The organism is Halalkalibacter suaedae (genome assembly GCF_017939705.1).
GTDB lineage: Bacteria > Bacillota > Bacilli > Bacillales > Bacillaceae_D > Halalkalibacter > Halalkalibacter suaedae.
Genome location: NZ_JAGKSQ010000001.1, coordinates 165,385 through 181,675 on the forward strand (window position 1 = coordinate 165,385; position 16,291 = coordinate 181,675).

General features: G+C 38.2%; 13 protein-coding genes and 1 other annotated feature. Of the genes, 4 read left to right on the forward strand and 9 right to left on the reverse strand.

What is annotated here, in order from left to right; translation table 11 throughout:
* Nucleotides 1-15: 15 nt before the first annotated feature.
* Both J7W16_RS00835 and J7W16_RS00840 read right to left on the reverse strand, forming a co-directional pair.
* A complete protein-coding gene (locus tag J7W16_RS00835) occupies nt 16-744 on the reverse strand; it encodes a PRC-barrel domain-containing protein (RefSeq protein WP_210595037.1) in 729 nt (242 codons plus the stop codon).
* 33 nt (nt 745-777) lie between these two features.
* Nucleotides 778-2,085, reverse strand: a complete 1,308-nt coding sequence (locus J7W16_RS00840; protein ID WP_210595038.1) for a hypothetical protein — start codon at nt 2,083-2,085, stop codon at nt 778-780.
* A gap of 158 nt (nt 2,086-2,243) precedes the next feature.
* Between J7W16_RS00840 and J7W16_RS00845 the strand changes: the two genes are divergently transcribed.
* Genes J7W16_RS00845 through J7W16_RS00855 form a run of 3 tightly spaced genes read left to right on the forward strand, consistent with a single transcriptional unit; the run spans nt 2,244 to nt 5,030 of the window.
* A complete protein-coding gene (locus tag J7W16_RS00845) occupies nt 2,244-2,708 on the forward strand; it encodes a prepilin-type N-terminal cleavage/methylation domain-containing protein (protein WP_210595039.1) in 465 nt (154 codons plus the stop codon).
* A complete protein-coding gene (locus J7W16_RS00850) occupies nt 2,701-3,210 on the forward strand; it encodes a PulJ/GspJ family protein (RefSeq protein ID WP_210595040.1) in 510 nt (169 codons plus the stop codon). The genes J7W16_RS00845 and J7W16_RS00850 overlap by 8 nt, the downstream gene beginning before the upstream one ends.
* Nucleotides 3,210-5,030 carry a hypothetical protein gene (locus J7W16_RS00855; RefSeq protein ID WP_210595041.1) on the forward strand — a complete coding sequence of 607 codons (1,821 nt, stop codon included), beginning with the start codon at nt 3,210-3,212 and terminating at the stop codon, nt 5,028-5,030. Before J7W16_RS00850 ends, J7W16_RS00855 begins: the two co-directional genes overlap by 1 nt.
* Nucleotides 5,031-5,075: 45 nt before the next feature.
* Here the strand turns inward: J7W16_RS00855 and J7W16_RS00860 are convergent, their stop codons facing one another.
* From J7W16_RS00860 to J7W16_RS00870, 3 genes are all read right to left on the reverse strand, one after another.
* Entirely contained in the window at nt 5,076-6,803 is a 1,728-nt protein-coding gene (locus tag J7W16_RS00860; RefSeq protein ID WP_210595042.1) for a sensor domain-containing diguanylate cyclase, read from the reverse strand.
* 24 nt (nt 6,804-6,827) lie between these two features.
* Nucleotides 6,828-8,138, reverse strand: a complete 1,311-nt coding sequence (locus tag J7W16_RS00865; protein ID WP_210595043.1) for a bifunctional folylpolyglutamate synthase/dihydrofolate synthase — start codon at nt 8,136-8,138, stop codon at nt 6,828-6,830.
* A gap of 112 nt (nt 8,139-8,250) precedes the next feature.
* Nucleotides 8,251-10,884, reverse strand: coding sequence for a valine--tRNA ligase (locus J7W16_RS00870; RefSeq protein ID WP_472924495.1), 2,634 nt, complete (start codon nt 10,882-10,884; stop codon nt 8,251-8,253).
* A gap of 41 nt (nt 10,885-10,925) precedes the next feature.
* Nucleotides 10,926-11,150, reverse strand: a binding site (T-box leader).
* A 164-nt stretch (nt 11,151-11,314) separates the two neighbouring features.
* Here J7W16_RS00870 and J7W16_RS00875 point away from each other — a divergent pair.
* Complete coding sequence (locus J7W16_RS00875) at nt 11,315-11,515, forward strand: hypothetical protein (RefSeq protein ID WP_210595923.1); 201 nt, start codon at nt 11,315-11,317, stop codon at nt 11,513-11,515.
* 133 nt (nt 11,516-11,648) lie between these two features.
* Here the strand turns inward: J7W16_RS00875 and ysxE are convergent, their stop codons facing one another.
* From ysxE to hemL, 4 genes are all read right to left on the reverse strand, one after another.
* On the reverse strand, nt 11,649-12,671 hold the full coding sequence (gene ysxE, locus J7W16_RS00880; RefSeq protein ID WP_210595044.1) for a spore coat protein YsxE: 1,023 nt from the start codon (nt 12,669-12,671) through the stop codon (nt 11,649-11,651).
* Entirely contained in the window at nt 12,668-13,573 is a 906-nt protein-coding gene (locus tag J7W16_RS00885; RefSeq protein ID WP_210595045.1) for a hypothetical protein, read from the reverse strand. Before J7W16_RS00885 ends, ysxE begins: the two co-directional genes overlap by 4 nt.
* A gap of 12 nt (nt 13,574-13,585) precedes the next feature.
* Nucleotides 13,586-14,776 (reverse strand): stage VI sporulation protein D, encoded by a 1,191-nt coding sequence (gene spoVID, locus J7W16_RS00890; RefSeq protein WP_210595046.1) that lies wholly within the window; start codon nt 14,774-14,776, stop codon nt 13,586-13,588.
* Between the two features lie 217 nt (nt 14,777-14,993).
* The gene (gene hemL / locus J7W16_RS00895) at nt 14,994-16,280 is read right to left on the reverse strand and encodes a glutamate-1-semialdehyde 2,1-aminomutase (protein ID WP_210595047.1); all 1,287 of its coding nucleotides are present in this window, start codon (nt 16,278-16,280) and stop codon (nt 14,994-14,996) included.
* Nucleotides 16,281-16,291: the final 11 nt, after the last annotated feature.

The window sequence follows — 16,291 nt, forward strand, 5'->3', positions numbered from 1 at the left end:
AACAGCCCCTTATTATTACTCAACGCTCATTGATAGTTGGATGAATGCTGCTTGACTGTTAGATTGAACCGCCTTAATAACTTCTTCAGTTAAGACGTCTCCTTCACTTACTAATAATTCACCATCTACACCATGGATATTGTCAGTTACTATTTTCCCTTTTAATAGCTCAATTTGTTTTTGGATTACTTCATCATGTTCAACGCTATCTTCCATCTCCGGTACAGCTACTTCTCTACTCGAAAGATCTGTTGTTTGTCCCAGACTCTTCGTAAATTGATTCAAACTATCTTCATGAACAATTAACATCTCTTTACCAATCGTCACCACATTTTCAAACGACAATATCGCATCTTCGCGATTATTCAATTCAATAGCTGCTAACCTGCCATTTTCGTCATCCACATAAAATTCGACGACCTCTTCTAATAACTCACCTTTTCGAGTCATCACTTTATTACCAATCATTTTGATATTTCGATTTACTAGTGTATTAGCAATAGGAATTTCAGTTAAATCAATAATATTGTTCTCATGTTCGATTGTTACAGCATAGTCACCTACACCAATAATTTTTTTGAACGGAACAGCCTTCATCGTCACTTGCCAATTCTCATTTTGAACTGTTAAAAAGTCAACAGTCTTATTTTCTGGATTGATAATTAACGTCTTAACCGTACCAACTGTTTGCCCGTCCTGAATACTAATTAATGGTAGTCCGATAATCTCCACACTTTTCTTCATCTTCTCTACTCCTTCAACGTTTCACTCAAAACGTTATTGAATTTGGTTTAAATAATAATTGATCTCTTCAAGCAACACAGGTTGATGTACATAGCGTTCTCTCAAATCGAGCATAAGATTCTTCAGTTTTACATAATCCTGCTGACTAATGTATAAATCACGAAGCAATGATGCAAATAGGTAGTAATCACGCGGATGTAATTTATTTTGAAGATTCCCTAGAAGAGTTTGCTCATACAATTCTTCACCGTTCTGCTTTTTAATCCAAGTTAATTCCTTTAGCACAAGTGACAATATGCCCGAATCCATTCGCTTTCCTTCAGCTTCCGTTCCATTAGATAAAGAGCTCTTATCAATATCTGTCTCATCTGCTGTTGCTGTATCCTCTAGCTTCTCGGGTGCTTCATTTGGTCTTGTTTCAACACGTACATCAGAATCAGTTTCTTCATTCTTTAATTCTTCAAGCACTTCTGTCTCTTCTTCAGTTGCATCAACTGTCTCATCATTTACTAAATCATCGATTTCTTCAAATGTAACTTGATTTGGATTAATGACATTTTCTTCACTTTTTTCTTCTGTTTCGACAACATTTTTCGCAATTGTTGGAACATCAATCGAGAGTGGAATACCTTCTTGTTCTTCCTTTAATAAGATCCCTTCATCTTCGACCTCAGCAAATAATTGTTCGCGATTTTCAAACAGTTGTTCATCTTCAGAATCACCACCATCAGTTAAATCAACAACCTCTCTCTTCTTAGGTACTTCTCTCTTTCTTAGCAGAAAGTCAAATTCATCTTCAGATTCGGAGTCTTCCTCGAAGGAGTTGGATACTTCATTGATCTCATCTTCAACTAATTCTTCAGTTATATCTTCTTTAGGAATCTCAGCTAAATGATCCAGAACAGGAATTTCACTAGTAAGATCGAGATTCACTTCTTCTTGAAGAAATGTTTCTTCTTCCAACTCCTCCAATTCTATGTCGTGGTGTTCAGCCTCCACTTCCACTTCATCAATGTAATTCACTTCAACTTCATTTTCGATCTTCTCATCTTTTACAGTCTCATGCCTTTCGATCTGTGAAAATCCTACATCATCAGTTTGATTTTCCTGCACTAGGATGACTCTAGTAAAAAACAAATAAGCTGTTAAAGGTAAGAGAGTACAAACAGCAAAAATCGCTACCCATGTTGAACCTAGGTTGACTAAAGCTAAATACAGTAAAGTCAATAGTAGTGTGTTCAGGATAACGATATACCTGGCCTTCTTCGTTAACGCAACAGGTAAGAGAGGCAATATAAAGTACAAAACTAAAGCTCCTACAAATGGAAAAATATAGATCATTTTAACTACCTCATTTTTATATTCTCAATTGCACGATAAACGATGCGTCTTTTTCCTTATATAGTGTATAATAAATGACAATAGATTAAAAGAAAAGACTAATTTGTAACCCATTAGAACTAGTTCCTTATTTAGGGAAATGTTAGGAGAGAATTTCTTTGCGTAGAGCGAAATTTCATAAAGATCAAAAAGGTTTTACATTAGTGGAAATTCTGGTCTCATTAGTATTATTATCCATTGTACTACTAAGTTTTTTAACGATATTCACCTATACAAATCAAGTCGCCGTCCGTAATAACGACACATTAGTCGCCGTAAATCTCGCAAAACTCACTCTAGCAAGACTTAAATCTGATCCATTTTCATATATTGAGTCACCTAATCTCTCTCCTTCACCTTCATACGTCCTAGGAACAAAAGCATATAATCATAGCTCTTGTACAAATGAAACATGTGAGTCTTTCTATCAACCACTTGTTAATGATCGTGTTTACGCAGTTTCAATTACAGCAAGTCAATCAACTTCCGAGAAAACAAATCATTTAATTAATGTTCATGTAACAGTCACTCTTCCAGAGACACCAATATCTAGTAAAGTAGAGGGCTATGTCATCTATGATTAAAAACCTACAATCACAAAGAGGGATTACACTTATTGAGATATTAGTAACGTTAGTATTAATCACCCTCATAACAATTCTAGCAGCGAGCATGTTAACTAATGGACTAAAAACGGCTGAGAGAGTTAAGGTTGAAGCCGAAATTAGGGATGAAGCTGATTACTTGATGGTTCAGCTACTCAATGAATTGTATTTACTTAAGACAAGTGAAATCCAATCCAAACAACTTCAAGACCCTGCAAATCCCTCACACTCCTATTTAGTAGTACGGAAGACGGGAAGCAGCACAAATCACCAACTCGGCTTGGCAGATGGAAAGGTTCTACTTGAATCAGCAACCCTCGAGCCAAGTAGTGATGACATCCTACTTGAACCCGAATCACAAATTAAAGAAATAAAACAGGGGCATTATCAAATCACATTAGTATTAAAATCAACAGTAAATAATAGGGAACTCGAATTAACGACGGAAGTTCAGATCATTACTGATAAGGAGGGTGAATAATGAAATATCTTAATGAGCGAGGTTATTCACTCCTTTTAACACTCGTTATTACACTCATTTTTGGATTACTTGCGACATTATTACTCTCAATGACAATGGGCGGCTTCCTACGAACAGAAATTAGAGAAGATGTTGTCCAAGTTGAGGAAGTTACGGAAAAAGGGTTAGACCATTTAAGCCAAGAAATACAAACGAAGCTAGAGGAAATGATTGGTACCTCCGGAATACCAAGAGAGCAATTTATTACAAAATTAAATGAAACACTAAACAACTATACATGTACGAGTAGTAAGCTTGAAAACAGTGGCGAAACAGGAGACTATTCCGCGTGCCTCTCAGCGATTGAACCAGTCACAAACGCAGACGGAACTGAGAATGAATTACGAAAGAAAATCACTTTATTGAGTAGAGGTATAGTTGATGGGCGAGAAAGAGAACTTAAGACAACTATGGAGGTTGGATCTCAATCTGTGCCGGATGCGTTAAATTATGCGTTAGGGGCACATATCCTATGTAAAAGTAATGATTCTTCTTGCTCCCAAATACCAGGTGAAGGAAACATGTTTTTGCACGGTGGTGTGGATATTTATGGAGATGTAAAAGTAGATGGAGATTTAATAACAACGGATCGGGGTTACGCTTTTTTTAGCGGCAGTGAGCAATGGATCGATTCACTTTATCCAAGTATCCGTGGAACTAAGCCTTCTCAAATAGGTAATGTCGTTTTGGGTGGAAATGTTTACTCATTTAATTCAACTCCAACATATGCGAATCATATAAGACGTAACTCATTCTCATCTACTTATACAAAAAAAACTAACTCATTACAAGATGCCTTTACCATAGCTCCACAGATCGTTGCACGACAACCAACACGAAAAACCCATAACATTTTAGAGCAAAAGAAAAATAATGAATATGCTTATAATGATCCCGGAGTAACATATTTATCGGGAAGTCATAATGTTACTACCTCTGGGTTACATTATCCTAACAGACGAGTGTTTATCGGTTATGGATATGGATGGTACGGTACAGAAATTCGTGGCTTAACTTTGACTGGAACCAATACATTTGGGAACCTTTTTGTAAATGGTGATTTAAAGCTGACAAGTTCAAATTCGAGGGAAACAAGCAAGGCAACCTTCCTAAACGGATTATTTGTTGATGGAGACTTGACGATTGGAAACAACTCATCAAGTTATGACCCAAGTAATTACGCAAAAATACAATTATTCGGAAATATCTATGTAACAGGTGATTTAATCATCAAAGGAGCAGACGCCGAAGTGGACGCCATTATTAATGTAGGAGGTAAAGTCATTGATGAAAGTACAAAGGTTGAAAGATGGAGTAATACCCTCGTAGAACATTCAAGGTTAGCAGGGCTTCCTAAAGGGGAAAAAGAAATTGGTTCGTTAATTGTTTTCTCAAAAGGAACAATAACAATCCGTAATAATAGTGTATATCAAGATGATCCAAGTGAAATTAAAGGTTATTTCTATTCTGATGATGCATTTGAAATGTTCGGGGTAGGATCTAACATTAAAATTATTGGAGGAATATCAGCACGAAGAATTGTGCTAAATGGAGTAAGAGGAATGTCAGACACTAGCTCTTTTCCTAATTCTGTTCGATATGGCAATAGAAATGATTGGTATTATTACCATAACAGGACAGCCCAGACAAAACAAAATTCACGTCTTCAAGTCATATATAATGAAAAAATCGACAAGATTTACTCAGACTTACAAGCAAATGAACCAATCATTACTTCAATCGATAAACCAAAACTGTTAAATCGTGAAGTGGTCGAATAAATATAAAAAGCCTCAATAATCCGAGGCTTTTTATTATATTTATATTTAAATTAGCTCTTCAATTATAGATTCAGCTTCCTTAACAGAATAATAAGTCGCCACCCGGTCACGGCCCTTCTGTTTCGCTCCGTTATACATCGCACGATCCGCTTTACGAATTAGAGTTACCGCATCACTCTTCTCATCCTCTTCCGCAGTTTCAGAGCTTGCCACTCCAATACTCGCTGTCACATTAATTCTAGCAGTGACATGCGACGATAGATCTTGTCTAACAAAAAAGGGGGATTCCTTTAGAACAGCTTGAATTCTTAGCCCTACTTGATAAGCCTCATCGACTGTTGTATTAGGAAGCAGTAAGACAAATTCCTCCCCGCCATACCTGGCAACAGTCACCCCTTGTCTAACCGTTCCGACTAACCGGTTCGCGACTTCAATCAGCACTTCATTGCCGCTTTGATGACCATATGTATCGTTAATTCTCTTGAAATGATCCAGATCTAACAAAATAAGTGAAGCAATCTGATCTTTTTTCTCAAGTGTTTCATGAAGGACTTTTTCAAAATATCTATAATTATATAAACCTGTAAGTGGACAATGATAGCTTTGCTTACGACTTTTCTCTAATTGCTTTACATTTGAAAGGGCGATCGACAGCATATTGGCGATAATTTCCACCACCATCACTTGCTGTTGGAGAAAGGCTTTTTGCTTTGATGAAGCAATGGTTAAAACCCCTTTCACCGTTTGCTGAGACTTTAATGGAACAGATATTATTGTTTCAAGATGATTCGGTAGATTCGCACCTAGTGATAACCATTGTTGACGCATATCTGCCATTTCTATTTTTTCGCTTTTGATGACCAGCTTACTAAAGGCATCACCATATTTTAATGTCAAAGGCACAGCTTCCTCACCTTTTTGGTGCATATAGCTTAGCGATAACTTCTCCTCGCCTACTCGATATAAATATAGTTGATCCCATTCCAAAAATAGCTCCAGTCGTTTACAAACCCTATTCATCAACTCTTGCTCTGTCATACTAGAATTGAGTTCATAACCAACGTTTGTCACTTCCTTCAACAGATCGTTCATTCGTTCCGTACGTGTGTAAGCTCTAAGAAAAAAAGATGATACAAAAAACACAATTCCTGTAAAGACAACGGCTAGGATTCCAATCTCCCAAAATAAAACGACAAGGATCAACGCCGTTGGTAGAAGGACACAGCCAATAATCAGCTCACGCTTCAATCCTTTGACTACATTTTGATTTTGAATGATGAACACATATCTTTTCACAGTAAAAATAAGAAGATGATTCACGAAATGAAACGTTAGTGCATACAGCAAAATTGCATGCCCATGTAGTAAGAAAGAAAACGACTCACCCGTTTGACCTCCGACAATATAGAAGGCTAGTGCTGAAGTACTAGATGTTATAAAAAAAATTAAAGAGTTGATTGGAATACGATAAAGGGTTGAGCGATTTAATCCTGATGCAATTAATGCAGCTACTACACCAATTTGAGTCGTTACAACCTCAACTCCAAAACCAAATACGATGAATATAGCAATGGCTAACCATTGAAATAATGTTAGATTATGATTGCGATAATAGATTGGAAACATTGCAGTTACTATAACTAAAAGTAGGAATGATAGCACTTCTAAAGATATAAATGCAGAAAAAACCTCCACTTGTCCAAGTGCAAACAAAAAAAGAGTGAACACAACTAACCAGCCTGACCATATCCATTTATTCTTTTGTGCTGACAATCTGTCCACCTCTTTTTTATATAGTTACATTTGATTCATGTCTTTTTTACTATACCATTTTTTTCTAACTGTGGAAACAAAATAGAGAGATCCACAAACAATTAACATTGTCCGATTATCTAACATCTTCATCTCTTCATCAAAGGCAGTCTCCCAGTTTTGATGATACCCCTTCTGATTCAAAGCAACCGGTGACTGGTTATATAATGTGGTTGCTTCGGCTGCTCTAAAAAAGTCAAAGCTAGTAAATGTAAAATGAGCGTCCATTTCAGAAAAGGGCTCTAACAAAATTTCCATATCTTTTTCTTTAGTTGCAGCTAATAAAAATCGGTATTTTCTATTCGGGTAATGTTGCTTTAATGTATTCGCTAGTGAAGCAAGTCCTTCTTTGTTATGAGCACCATCTAATACGATTAATGGATGATTCGATATTTTCTCAAACCGACCTAGCCATGTTGTTTTTTGCAAACCGCGAATGAGCTCTCTTTCCCCAATGGTGAATCCCATGTTCTTTAGAAGATCAAGAACAGCTATAGCGACAGACGCGTTTTCGCGCTGATGAGGACCTTGCATAGTAAGTGTAATGACTCTGTTTTCTTTTGATTGATATTCAAACACCTGCTTTTCCTCAGAACTCTCCATTAGTAATTGAGTGAAGTCCTCTCCTAACTGATAGTATGGACTTGAGGTTTGCTTCGCCTTTTCACGAATAATTGCACGTCCTTCTGCTTGTGAAACGCCAGAAACAATCGGACAGTTTTCTTTAATAATGCCAGCTTTTTCAGAGGTGATCTCTTCCAAGGAATTGCCTAGAATATGCATATGGTCAAAGCCAATCGATGTAATAACAGATATAAGTGGTGTAATCACATTTGTAGAGTCAAGTCTACCACCAAGACCGACCTCAACAATAACAAGATCTACTTTGGCGATTGTCGCAAAGTAAAGAAAGCCAATTGTCGTGATTACTTCGAACTCAGTTGGACTTCCTAAATCACTTTCAGCTAATTCCTCCACGAGTGGGCGAATCCTATTTGCACAATTGACAAGAGCCTCTTCTTCAATTGGTACTCCATTGACAGAAATACGTTCTTCAAATGTTTCAATATAAGGAGAGGTAAATGTCCCAATACAATATCCAGCTTCTTCAAGAGCATGTCTTAAAAAGCTAACGGTTGATCCTTTGCCATTTGTTCCACCGACATGTATCGTTTTCAACCTTTTTTCAGGATGATCAAGTTTATCAAGCATCCATTCCATTCTTTTTAAGCCTGGCTTTATTCCAAATGGTAATAAACTATGAATCCAATCAATTGTTTCTGAACTTGTTTTCATTAATTCTATTCCTCCCCTGCTTTTTCTATATTAAAAGGCTGTCATAAAAAGGCTATACCTTACCTTTTATGACAGCCTAAGTGATATCTTGGTGTCGTCTTTATTTTGTCATTTAGGCTTTTAATTCAGCAATTCTCGCCTGTACAGTATCACGCTTAGCCTTATAATCAGCTTGCTTTGCCTTTTCTTCCTCAATCACTTTCTCTGGTGCCTTCGCAACAAAACCTTCATTGCCTAACTTTTTCTCAACTCGTTCAACTTCTTTATTGAGTTTTTCTAATTCTTTATTTAAACGAGCAATTTCGGCATCTAGATCAAGCAGTCCAGCGAGCGGCAGGAATAATTCTACCCCTGTTAAGACTTGGGACATTGATTTCTCAGGAGCTGTTATGCCTGTTTCAATTACTAATGTTTCAGGGTTACAGAACTTTTCAATATAACTTTGTCCGCGTCTTAATTGATTAAGTGTTGTTTCATTATTAGCACTGATCAATAATTCGATCTTTCTACTCATTGGAACATTTAACTCTGCTCTTGTGTTGCGGACAGATCGGATAATCTCTTTGATCATTTCCATATCTTCGACAGCTTCATCAAAAATTAGACCTGTATCTCTTACCGGCCATGCTGCAATCGTAATTGATTCGCCCTCATGTGGCAAATGCTGCCATATTTCCTCGGTAATAAACGGCATCATTGGATGTAAAAGTCGCATTGTCTGATCCAACACATGTGCTAAGACGGAACGTGTCGTTTTCTTAGCGTTTTCGTCTTCACCATTTAGCGGTAATTTTGCCATTTCAATATACCAGTCACAGAAATCGTCCCAAATAAAGTTATAAAGAACTCTACCAACTTCACCAAATTCATATGCATCAATAAGGCGTGTTACATCAGCAATTGTCTGCTGAAGTCTTGTTAGAATCCATTTATCAGCAATCGACTTTTCCCCACTAAAATCAATTTCTTCGTACTTCAGACCATCCATATTCATTAAAGCGAATCGTGAGGCATTCCAAATCTTATTACCGAAGTTCCACGTAGATTCGACCTTTTCCCAATAAAAACGCAGGTCATTTCCCGGGGAACTGCCTGTTGATAAGAAGAATCGTAGTGAATCTGCCCCGTATTTGTCGATAACATCCATTGGATCAACACCATTACCCAATGATTTACTCATCTTTCTGCCTTCGGAATCACGAACCAAGCCATGAATTAAAACATCATCAAACGGTTTCTCACCAGTAAATTCAAGTCCTTGGAAGATCATTCTTGAAACCCAGAAGAAAATGATATCATAGCCAGTAACCAAGACATTAGTTGAATAAAAACGTTCAAAATCCTTAGAATCTGTCTCAGGCCAACCCATTGTTGAAAATGGCCAAAGGGCTGAACTAAACCACGTATCTAATACATCTTCATCCTGTTTCCAATTTTCAATATCATTTGGAGCTTCATGACCAACGTAGACTTCGCCTGTTTCATTATGGTACCAAGCAGGAATTCTATGCCCCCACCATAGCTGACGAGATATACACCAGTCACGAATATTTTCCATCCATCTTAAATAGGTCTTTTCAAATCGATCCGGTACGAAGTTGACCTTGTCATCGGATTTTTGTAATTCAATCGCTTGATCTGCTAATGGCTGCATTTTCACAAACCATTGTGTTGACAAATATGGCTCTACAACTGCCCCACTTCGTTCAGAATGACCAACAGAGTGCATATGATCTTCAATTTTAAACAAAATGCCTTCTTCTTGAAGATCTTTAACGATTTCTTTACGACATGTAAAACGGTCTAATCCCTGGTATTTACTAGCATTACTGTTCATTGTTCCGTCTTCATTCATTACTAAAACCCGCTCAAGATTATGGCGATTTCCGATTTCAAAATCATTCGGGTCATGGGCCGGAGTGATTTTCACTGCACCAGAACCAAATTCCATATCTACATAATCATCTGCAACAATTGGAATCTCACGGCCAGTAATCGGCAATGTTACTGTTTTTCCAATCAAATGTTTATAGCGTTCGTCTTCTGGGTGGACAGCAACAGCCGTATCACCAAGCATTGTTTCAGGTCTAGTTGTTGCAACTTCTATTTGACCACTACCATCAGTAAGTGGATAATTCATATGATAAAAGGCACCTTGTACATCTTGGTAGATAACCTCAATATCAGAAAGGGCTGTTTTCGTTTGCGGATCCCAGTTAATGATATACTCACCGCGGTAGATTAATCCTTTTTCATAAAGATTCACAAACACTTCGCGTACTGCCTTCGATAGACCTTCATCTAATGTAAAACGCTCACGAGAATAATCTAGGGATAACCCCATTTTAGACCACTGATTGCGGATGAACGAAGCATATTCTTCTTTCCATTCCCAAGACTTTTCAATAAACGCTTCTCTTCCTAAGTCATAACGGCTTTGACCTTGTTCCTTAAGCTTTGCCTCTACCTTGGCCTGTGTTGCAATGCCAGCATGATCCATTCCCGGTAACCATAATGTGTCGTACCCTTGCATTCTTTTAACGCGGGCAAGGATATCCTGCAATGTTGTATCCCATGCATGTCCTAAATGTAGTTTCCCTGTGACATTTGGTGGGGGGATGACGATTGAATAAGGTTGTTTCGTTTCATCTCCCGCCTCGAAAAATTTACCTTCTAGCCAGTAGGAATACCATTTAGCTTCTGTTTCTTGCGGATTGTACTTCGTTGGCATTTCTTTCTTTTCCATTTTCATCCTCCTAAATCTAGACATAAAAAAAACCCCTCCATCCAAAGGACGAAGAGAGTTGCTTTTCGCGGTACCACCTTTGTTTGCAGTATAGACTCATACTGCACACCTCAAACTGATAACGGTCAGTGTCCGGCCAAGCTTACTGATGTTCAGCAAGGCTGCTCATAGGCGACATTCAATTCGTACATCTTAAGAAATCTCTCAGCTATTGATTTCTCTCTCTTGAAGGTTCCGAATTTACTCTTCCTAATCAGTGCGTTCGTGTATATGTGACTTTTATTTTAGTTGAATCGTTTGTATTCGTCAATATTAGCTTCGCCCAAATTTTAATTTTCCAAACAGAAACATCGCTTACACACTTGCACTCTCTTCCATTCATAAACATACAGTAGTAGTAAGAGCTAAGAAAGTGAAAGTGAGGTACAATATGAAACGTCGATTCCAACACTATCACCCTTACTATAAACCAAGTTTATGGATGAAAATAAAATTGTTGTTCAGCCAGATCCTTCTACCATTAATTTGCTTTCAATTAATACGTACATTGTTGCTTCCAACGACATTTGATGTCATTCTATTGACTTTAATGATTGTCTTTTATGGTTCATTAAAATTACGTCTTATATAAAAATGTGTCAAAGTGAGGACACTCTATATTCCATTTTAACAGATTCGAAAAAAGCCACTGTAAAAAGGGTGAAACATCCCTTTCCAGTGGCCACCTATAAAGAAAATAACGTCTCTTATAACTAAAGAGGACGTTATTGTTGTTCTGCTTCAACGGTACTAGCCATTAGCTTCTGTGTTAGACGTTGAACTCTCCTCATCGAAGTTAAGCGTTTTTCCAATCGCTGAACATGCTCAAGCTCTCTCATCTCTCCTTGACCATTCGCATATGCTTCAACTGCATAAGCAATCGGTTCTGGGAAATTTAAGTATGCACAGGTCAAATGCTTTTCTTCCTCTAACAATGGGAGATGACTTTCATATCTCATAAACCATCTTAGTACATCATCCTCGGACCAATACACTTTAGGAAAGCTATACCGACAGAAGCTAGCAAGATCTCGGGCCGGTGTATCAATCGCTGCTCTTTCAAAGTTCAAGAGTAAAGGTTCATTTTCTGGTGTAAACATAGCATGTGTACGTTGTATTCTGCCATGGCAAAGTACCGTGCGATATTTCTCTTTCTCTAAACAAAGCTCATACCATTTCTCTAAATGAACTTTGGCTGACTGAGCCATTTGATCAAGCATGTGAGCATGTGTAATAAATGTTAATTCAAAGGGTGACATATATACTTTTTGTTCAGCTTGATCAGCAAAGCGATTTAATTCAAGCCTTCTCATTTCCCAGCGACGCAACAGCTGTTGATAGGAATCATCGATATTATCCTTAATAAATGGTTGTGTCTTAACAGAGAGCCGATGAATAACACCTAACTGAGAAGCCAGCTTATCTTCCTTCGGTTCCCTTGCTGTGTATTCAATTTCTTCAATCCACGGCATCACATAATACGTATGAGTTCCTGTCGTAACCGTATATTCTCCGTACTTTGTCGGCAGAACAGGAACCATCTGTTTATAACCAAGCTTTGTTAATTTGCGAATAGAATGTACAAATTCATCAGCTTGCTGGGGAGGGACAGTGGATTCCTTTAATGCAAAGACACCCCTATTTGTTGTTACCTTCTTAATTTTCCCTAAATCTTCAACCTCGGTTGGATATAGGTCATAATAAAATAAAATCGACTCATAACTTGATGCAGGTTGCACTTGGATCATGAAGCTAACACCTTCTTTTTATCAATGGTTACACTTATGATTTGCACAAGTTGTTTTGATTTTTCCCAATCCTCTTTAACAAGGTCAATTCCACGCTGGATCTCAACATCTGTTGGCTTCTGCTTCATCAGATTTACTAACGAGTCAAGCTCAAAAGGTTTCAGACATTCTGATAGCAACAAAAGAATCTGATCTTTTGTCATTCTTGGATCTTCAAACAATTGCTGAAGGAAGGTTTCAACTGATTCTTTTCCAGATGTATCAAGCCATTCTTTTAAAAAGAGCGAGAAAGAATAATATCCTCTTTCAGGTTCGCGAACCGTTCCATATAAAAATATAACATTAAATACCTTTTTAAAGTGGGTAACAGACGTAATCGGATCGAGAAGTGGTAACGTCCCTTCAGTCAAATTACTCAAGGAAACGGCCTTTTTCATACGAACATCTGCTTCTCTTAGGACCGAAGATAGAAAGGCTTTCTGCTCTGGTAAGAAATAGGGCATAGACTTATACAGCTCTTGATATATTGGTCCCTTCAATTGGATAGGTTCAATATCCTTATGTTCCTCGAGTCCATAGTCAATCATTGACGTAATGACCTTCACAACATTTGCCTCTTGTCCTCTAATTGGGTAGGGTTGTTCAATGTCATCATGAACAGTAATCCAACCATCCTTCCACTCAATCGCAGCCTTTTGCTCCCCGCTTCTGATCATTCGATCAATAAGGACATAGGGCGTGTCACTGCAGTGATCACGCCATTTAATATGCCAATCAAGAAGGATTTTATCAGACCAATAGTGCAGCCGTTTGTGTCCACTCTCTGTTTCAATGAGTGTTTCATTAACAAACTTCACATTTTCCCACTGATAGTGCTCCTTAAGACAATCCAACAATTCCATACGATAACTCCTTTATAAGGATTCGACTGAAACAGGAATGTATAGAATTTGACCTTCTTCAACCTGTTCGCCTTGAAGACGATTTGTACGCATTAATTGACTTGTGCTAATTTCATATCGCTCTGCAATTATATCTAACGTTTCGTTCTCTTGAATAATGCACATTCTCCACTTTGAGAAACGCTCTTCACCTTTTGATAGCATCTTCGTTAAATAAAGGGCATTTTCTTCTCTAGGAGTAACGGGTTCTGACTCATTGCCAGCTTTAGTCTCTTCTGTTTGCTCATTAGAAACAGTAGCTAATTCCTTCAATGGAGCAAGGTTAATTTTTGTTTCTGTTTGACGAACAGCAGCAAATGGTTCTTGCTCTTCTATTTCGTCTATCTCGTCTAATTCTTCTAGGTCTTCTTCATAGTTTACAGGCTCTAGCTCTTCTAGTTCTTCAACTTCCTTTACTTCTTCTACTTCTGGTGCTAATGATGCAGAAGGTGATTCCTCAGCAGGCTCTTCCGCTAGTGCTGCTGATGGTGTATAAAGTTCCTCTTTTGGTTGTTCCTTGCGTTCAAAACGAGAAACAGGCGATGGAGCAAACGATGGTGTCGTATCTTTTGGAATAGGTTCTCCCTCCGCTTCATTCACTGGTTCATTATTTGGATTAATTGGGCTAGTCGTTTCGCTTTCAGCTTCTCTTTTTGCTTCATAGGTAAATGCTGTCGGGACAGCTTCTTCCAAATCCACACGTGGTTTCACTTCTTCTTCCTGTTGGTATGTCATTCCGCTAATACCAATATCAGCAGTTAATTGAATGCAACTTTTCTCAGGTAAATCATAATCAAACGATTCAACCTGAACGTAGACATCATCTAGATTTTGAATTCGACTACTTGGAATGGTAACATCAATTGGAAAAAAATGTTTAATTTCACCAATGCCATTTGGCGAAACAGTCACATCTCCCGCAGACCTGAAAGATACTTGCTGTTCAAGGGAATGCCCGACATCAACAGAATCGTCAACCTTAGCTGAACGATACTCTCCTAATAATCGCAATCCACCTCTAATATAGACATGGAGGTCTTTTTCCTCAATGACAATTTCAGGTTCAAGGGACATCCCTACGATTTCTTCTACTTCTTGACCTTTATTTAACCAAACCGATTCCTCAATTGAAAATGATAGCTTTGATGGATGTTCTTGTGACACTTTCATTCCTCCTCATCATAGTCATATCTACTCTTCTGTAACGTTCCTAGTCAGTACAATACCACTCTATGACAAGTTCCTAGTGATTATGCTTGGTAAGGGAAATTTAGTGAGACAATTTGTTTACGATTAGGATAATTATTGCGTTTATCTAGCAAAAATAACTCAAATCAAAAAAGTCCTAACCGGCTTATGACCGATTAGAACCTCATTTCTCTTATTTAAGTGTAGAAAAAGCATGAGTAGCAGCCTCAATTGTTCGATCAATATCGGCCTCTGTATGTTTAGTCGATAAAAACATTCCTTCATATTGAGAAGGCGGTAGAGAAATACCTTGTTTAATCATCTCATGGAAGTACTCTGTGAAATACTCTAAATTGGATGTTGATGCTTTTTCGAAATTGGTTACTTTCTCACCTGTAAAGAAAAACCCGACCATTGATCCAGCACGATTGATATGGTGAGGAATTCCATACTTCTTAGCAGCCTCAGATAGACCAGAAGCTAGACGTTCTGCTAGTAGCTCAAAACGATCATAGTCGGCTGGTGTTAGCTGAGACAACGTTTCATACCCAGCAGACATTGCAAGAGGATTACCAGAAAGAGTTCCTGCTTGATAGATTGGTCCACTTGGTGCAATTTGCTCCATAATTTCGCGTTTCCCACCATACGCACCAACTGGTAAGCCACCACCGATGACTTTTCCTAAACAGGTTAAGTCTGGTGTCACTCCAAAGGTTCCTTGAGCACAATGATAGCCTACACGGAATCCTGTCATGACTTCATCAAAGATAAGTAATGTTCCATAATCCTCAGTAATTTTTCTTAATTCCTCTAGAAAACCTGGTTCAGGAGGAACGACTCCCATATTTCCAGCAACTGGCTCAACAATTACCCCTGCAAGGTCATCACCGAATTTTTCGAAAGCAAGACGAACACTCTCGATATCATTATAAGGAACCGTCAGTGTGTTCTGAGCGATTGATTCTGGAACTCCAGGACTATCTGGCAGGCCTAATGTCGCTACACCTGAACCTGCTTTGATTAGTAAAGAATCACCATGACCATGATAGCAACCTTCAAACTTCAAAATCTTACTTCTTCCTGTATAGCCTCTAGCTAGTCGGAGAGCACTCATCGTTGCTTCAGTTCCTGAGTTAACCATTCGAACAACTTCGATCGATGGGACCCTGTCAATGACTAATTTTGCTAGTTTCGTTTCAAGCAGATTAGGAGCACCAAAGCTGGTCCCTTTTTCAGCGGTTTCTTTTAACGCGTTAACAACCTGTGGATCTGCATGTCCTAAAATGAGAGGTCCCCATGACAAGACATAATCAATATATTCATTTCCATCAATATCGAAAATATGGACACCTTCTCCACGGTCCATAAATATAGGATCCATCTTCACCGATTTAAAGGCACGTACAGGACTATTAACTCCACCTGGCATCAACGGCTTCGCTTCTTGGAATGCTTCTTTCGAACGTTCGAAATTTGTCACGATTTGCTCCC

What these genes read in the sequence shown, in the direction of transcription:
- J7W16_RS00835 (WP_210595037.1), bottom strand. Translation starts at nt 744, where the DNA reads ATGAAGAAAAGTGTGGAGATTATCGGACTACCATTAATTAGTATTCAG.
- J7W16_RS00840 (WP_210595038.1), bottom strand. Translation starts at nt 2,085, where the DNA reads ATGATCTATATTTTTCCATTTGTAGGAGCTTTAGTTTTGTACTTTATA.
- J7W16_RS00850 (WP_210595040.1), top strand. Translation starts at nt 2,701, where the DNA reads ATGATTAAAAACCTACAATCACAAAGAGGGATTACACTTATTGAGATA.
- J7W16_RS00855 (WP_210595041.1), top strand. Translation starts at nt 3,210, where the DNA reads ATGAAATATCTTAATGAGCGAGGTTATTCACTCCTTTTAACACTCGTT.
- J7W16_RS00865 (WP_210595043.1), bottom strand. Translation starts at nt 8,138, where the DNA reads ATGAAAACAAGTTCAGAAACAATTGATTGGATTCATAGTTTATTACCA.
- J7W16_RS00870 (WP_472924495.1), bottom strand. Translation starts at nt 10,884, where the DNA reads ATGGAAAAGAAAGAAATGCCAACGAAGTACAATCCGCAAGAAACAGAA.
- J7W16_RS00875 (WP_210595923.1), top strand. Translation starts at nt 11,315, where the DNA reads ATGAAACGTCGATTCCAACACTATCACCCTTACTATAAACCAAGTTTA.
- ysxE (WP_210595044.1), bottom strand. Translation starts at nt 12,671, where the DNA reads ATGATCCAAGTGCAACCTGCATCAAGTTATGAGTCGATTTTATTTTAT.
- J7W16_RS00885 (WP_210595045.1), bottom strand. Translation starts at nt 13,573, where the DNA reads ATGGAATTGTTGGATTGTCTTAAGGAGCACTATCAGTGGGAAAATGTG.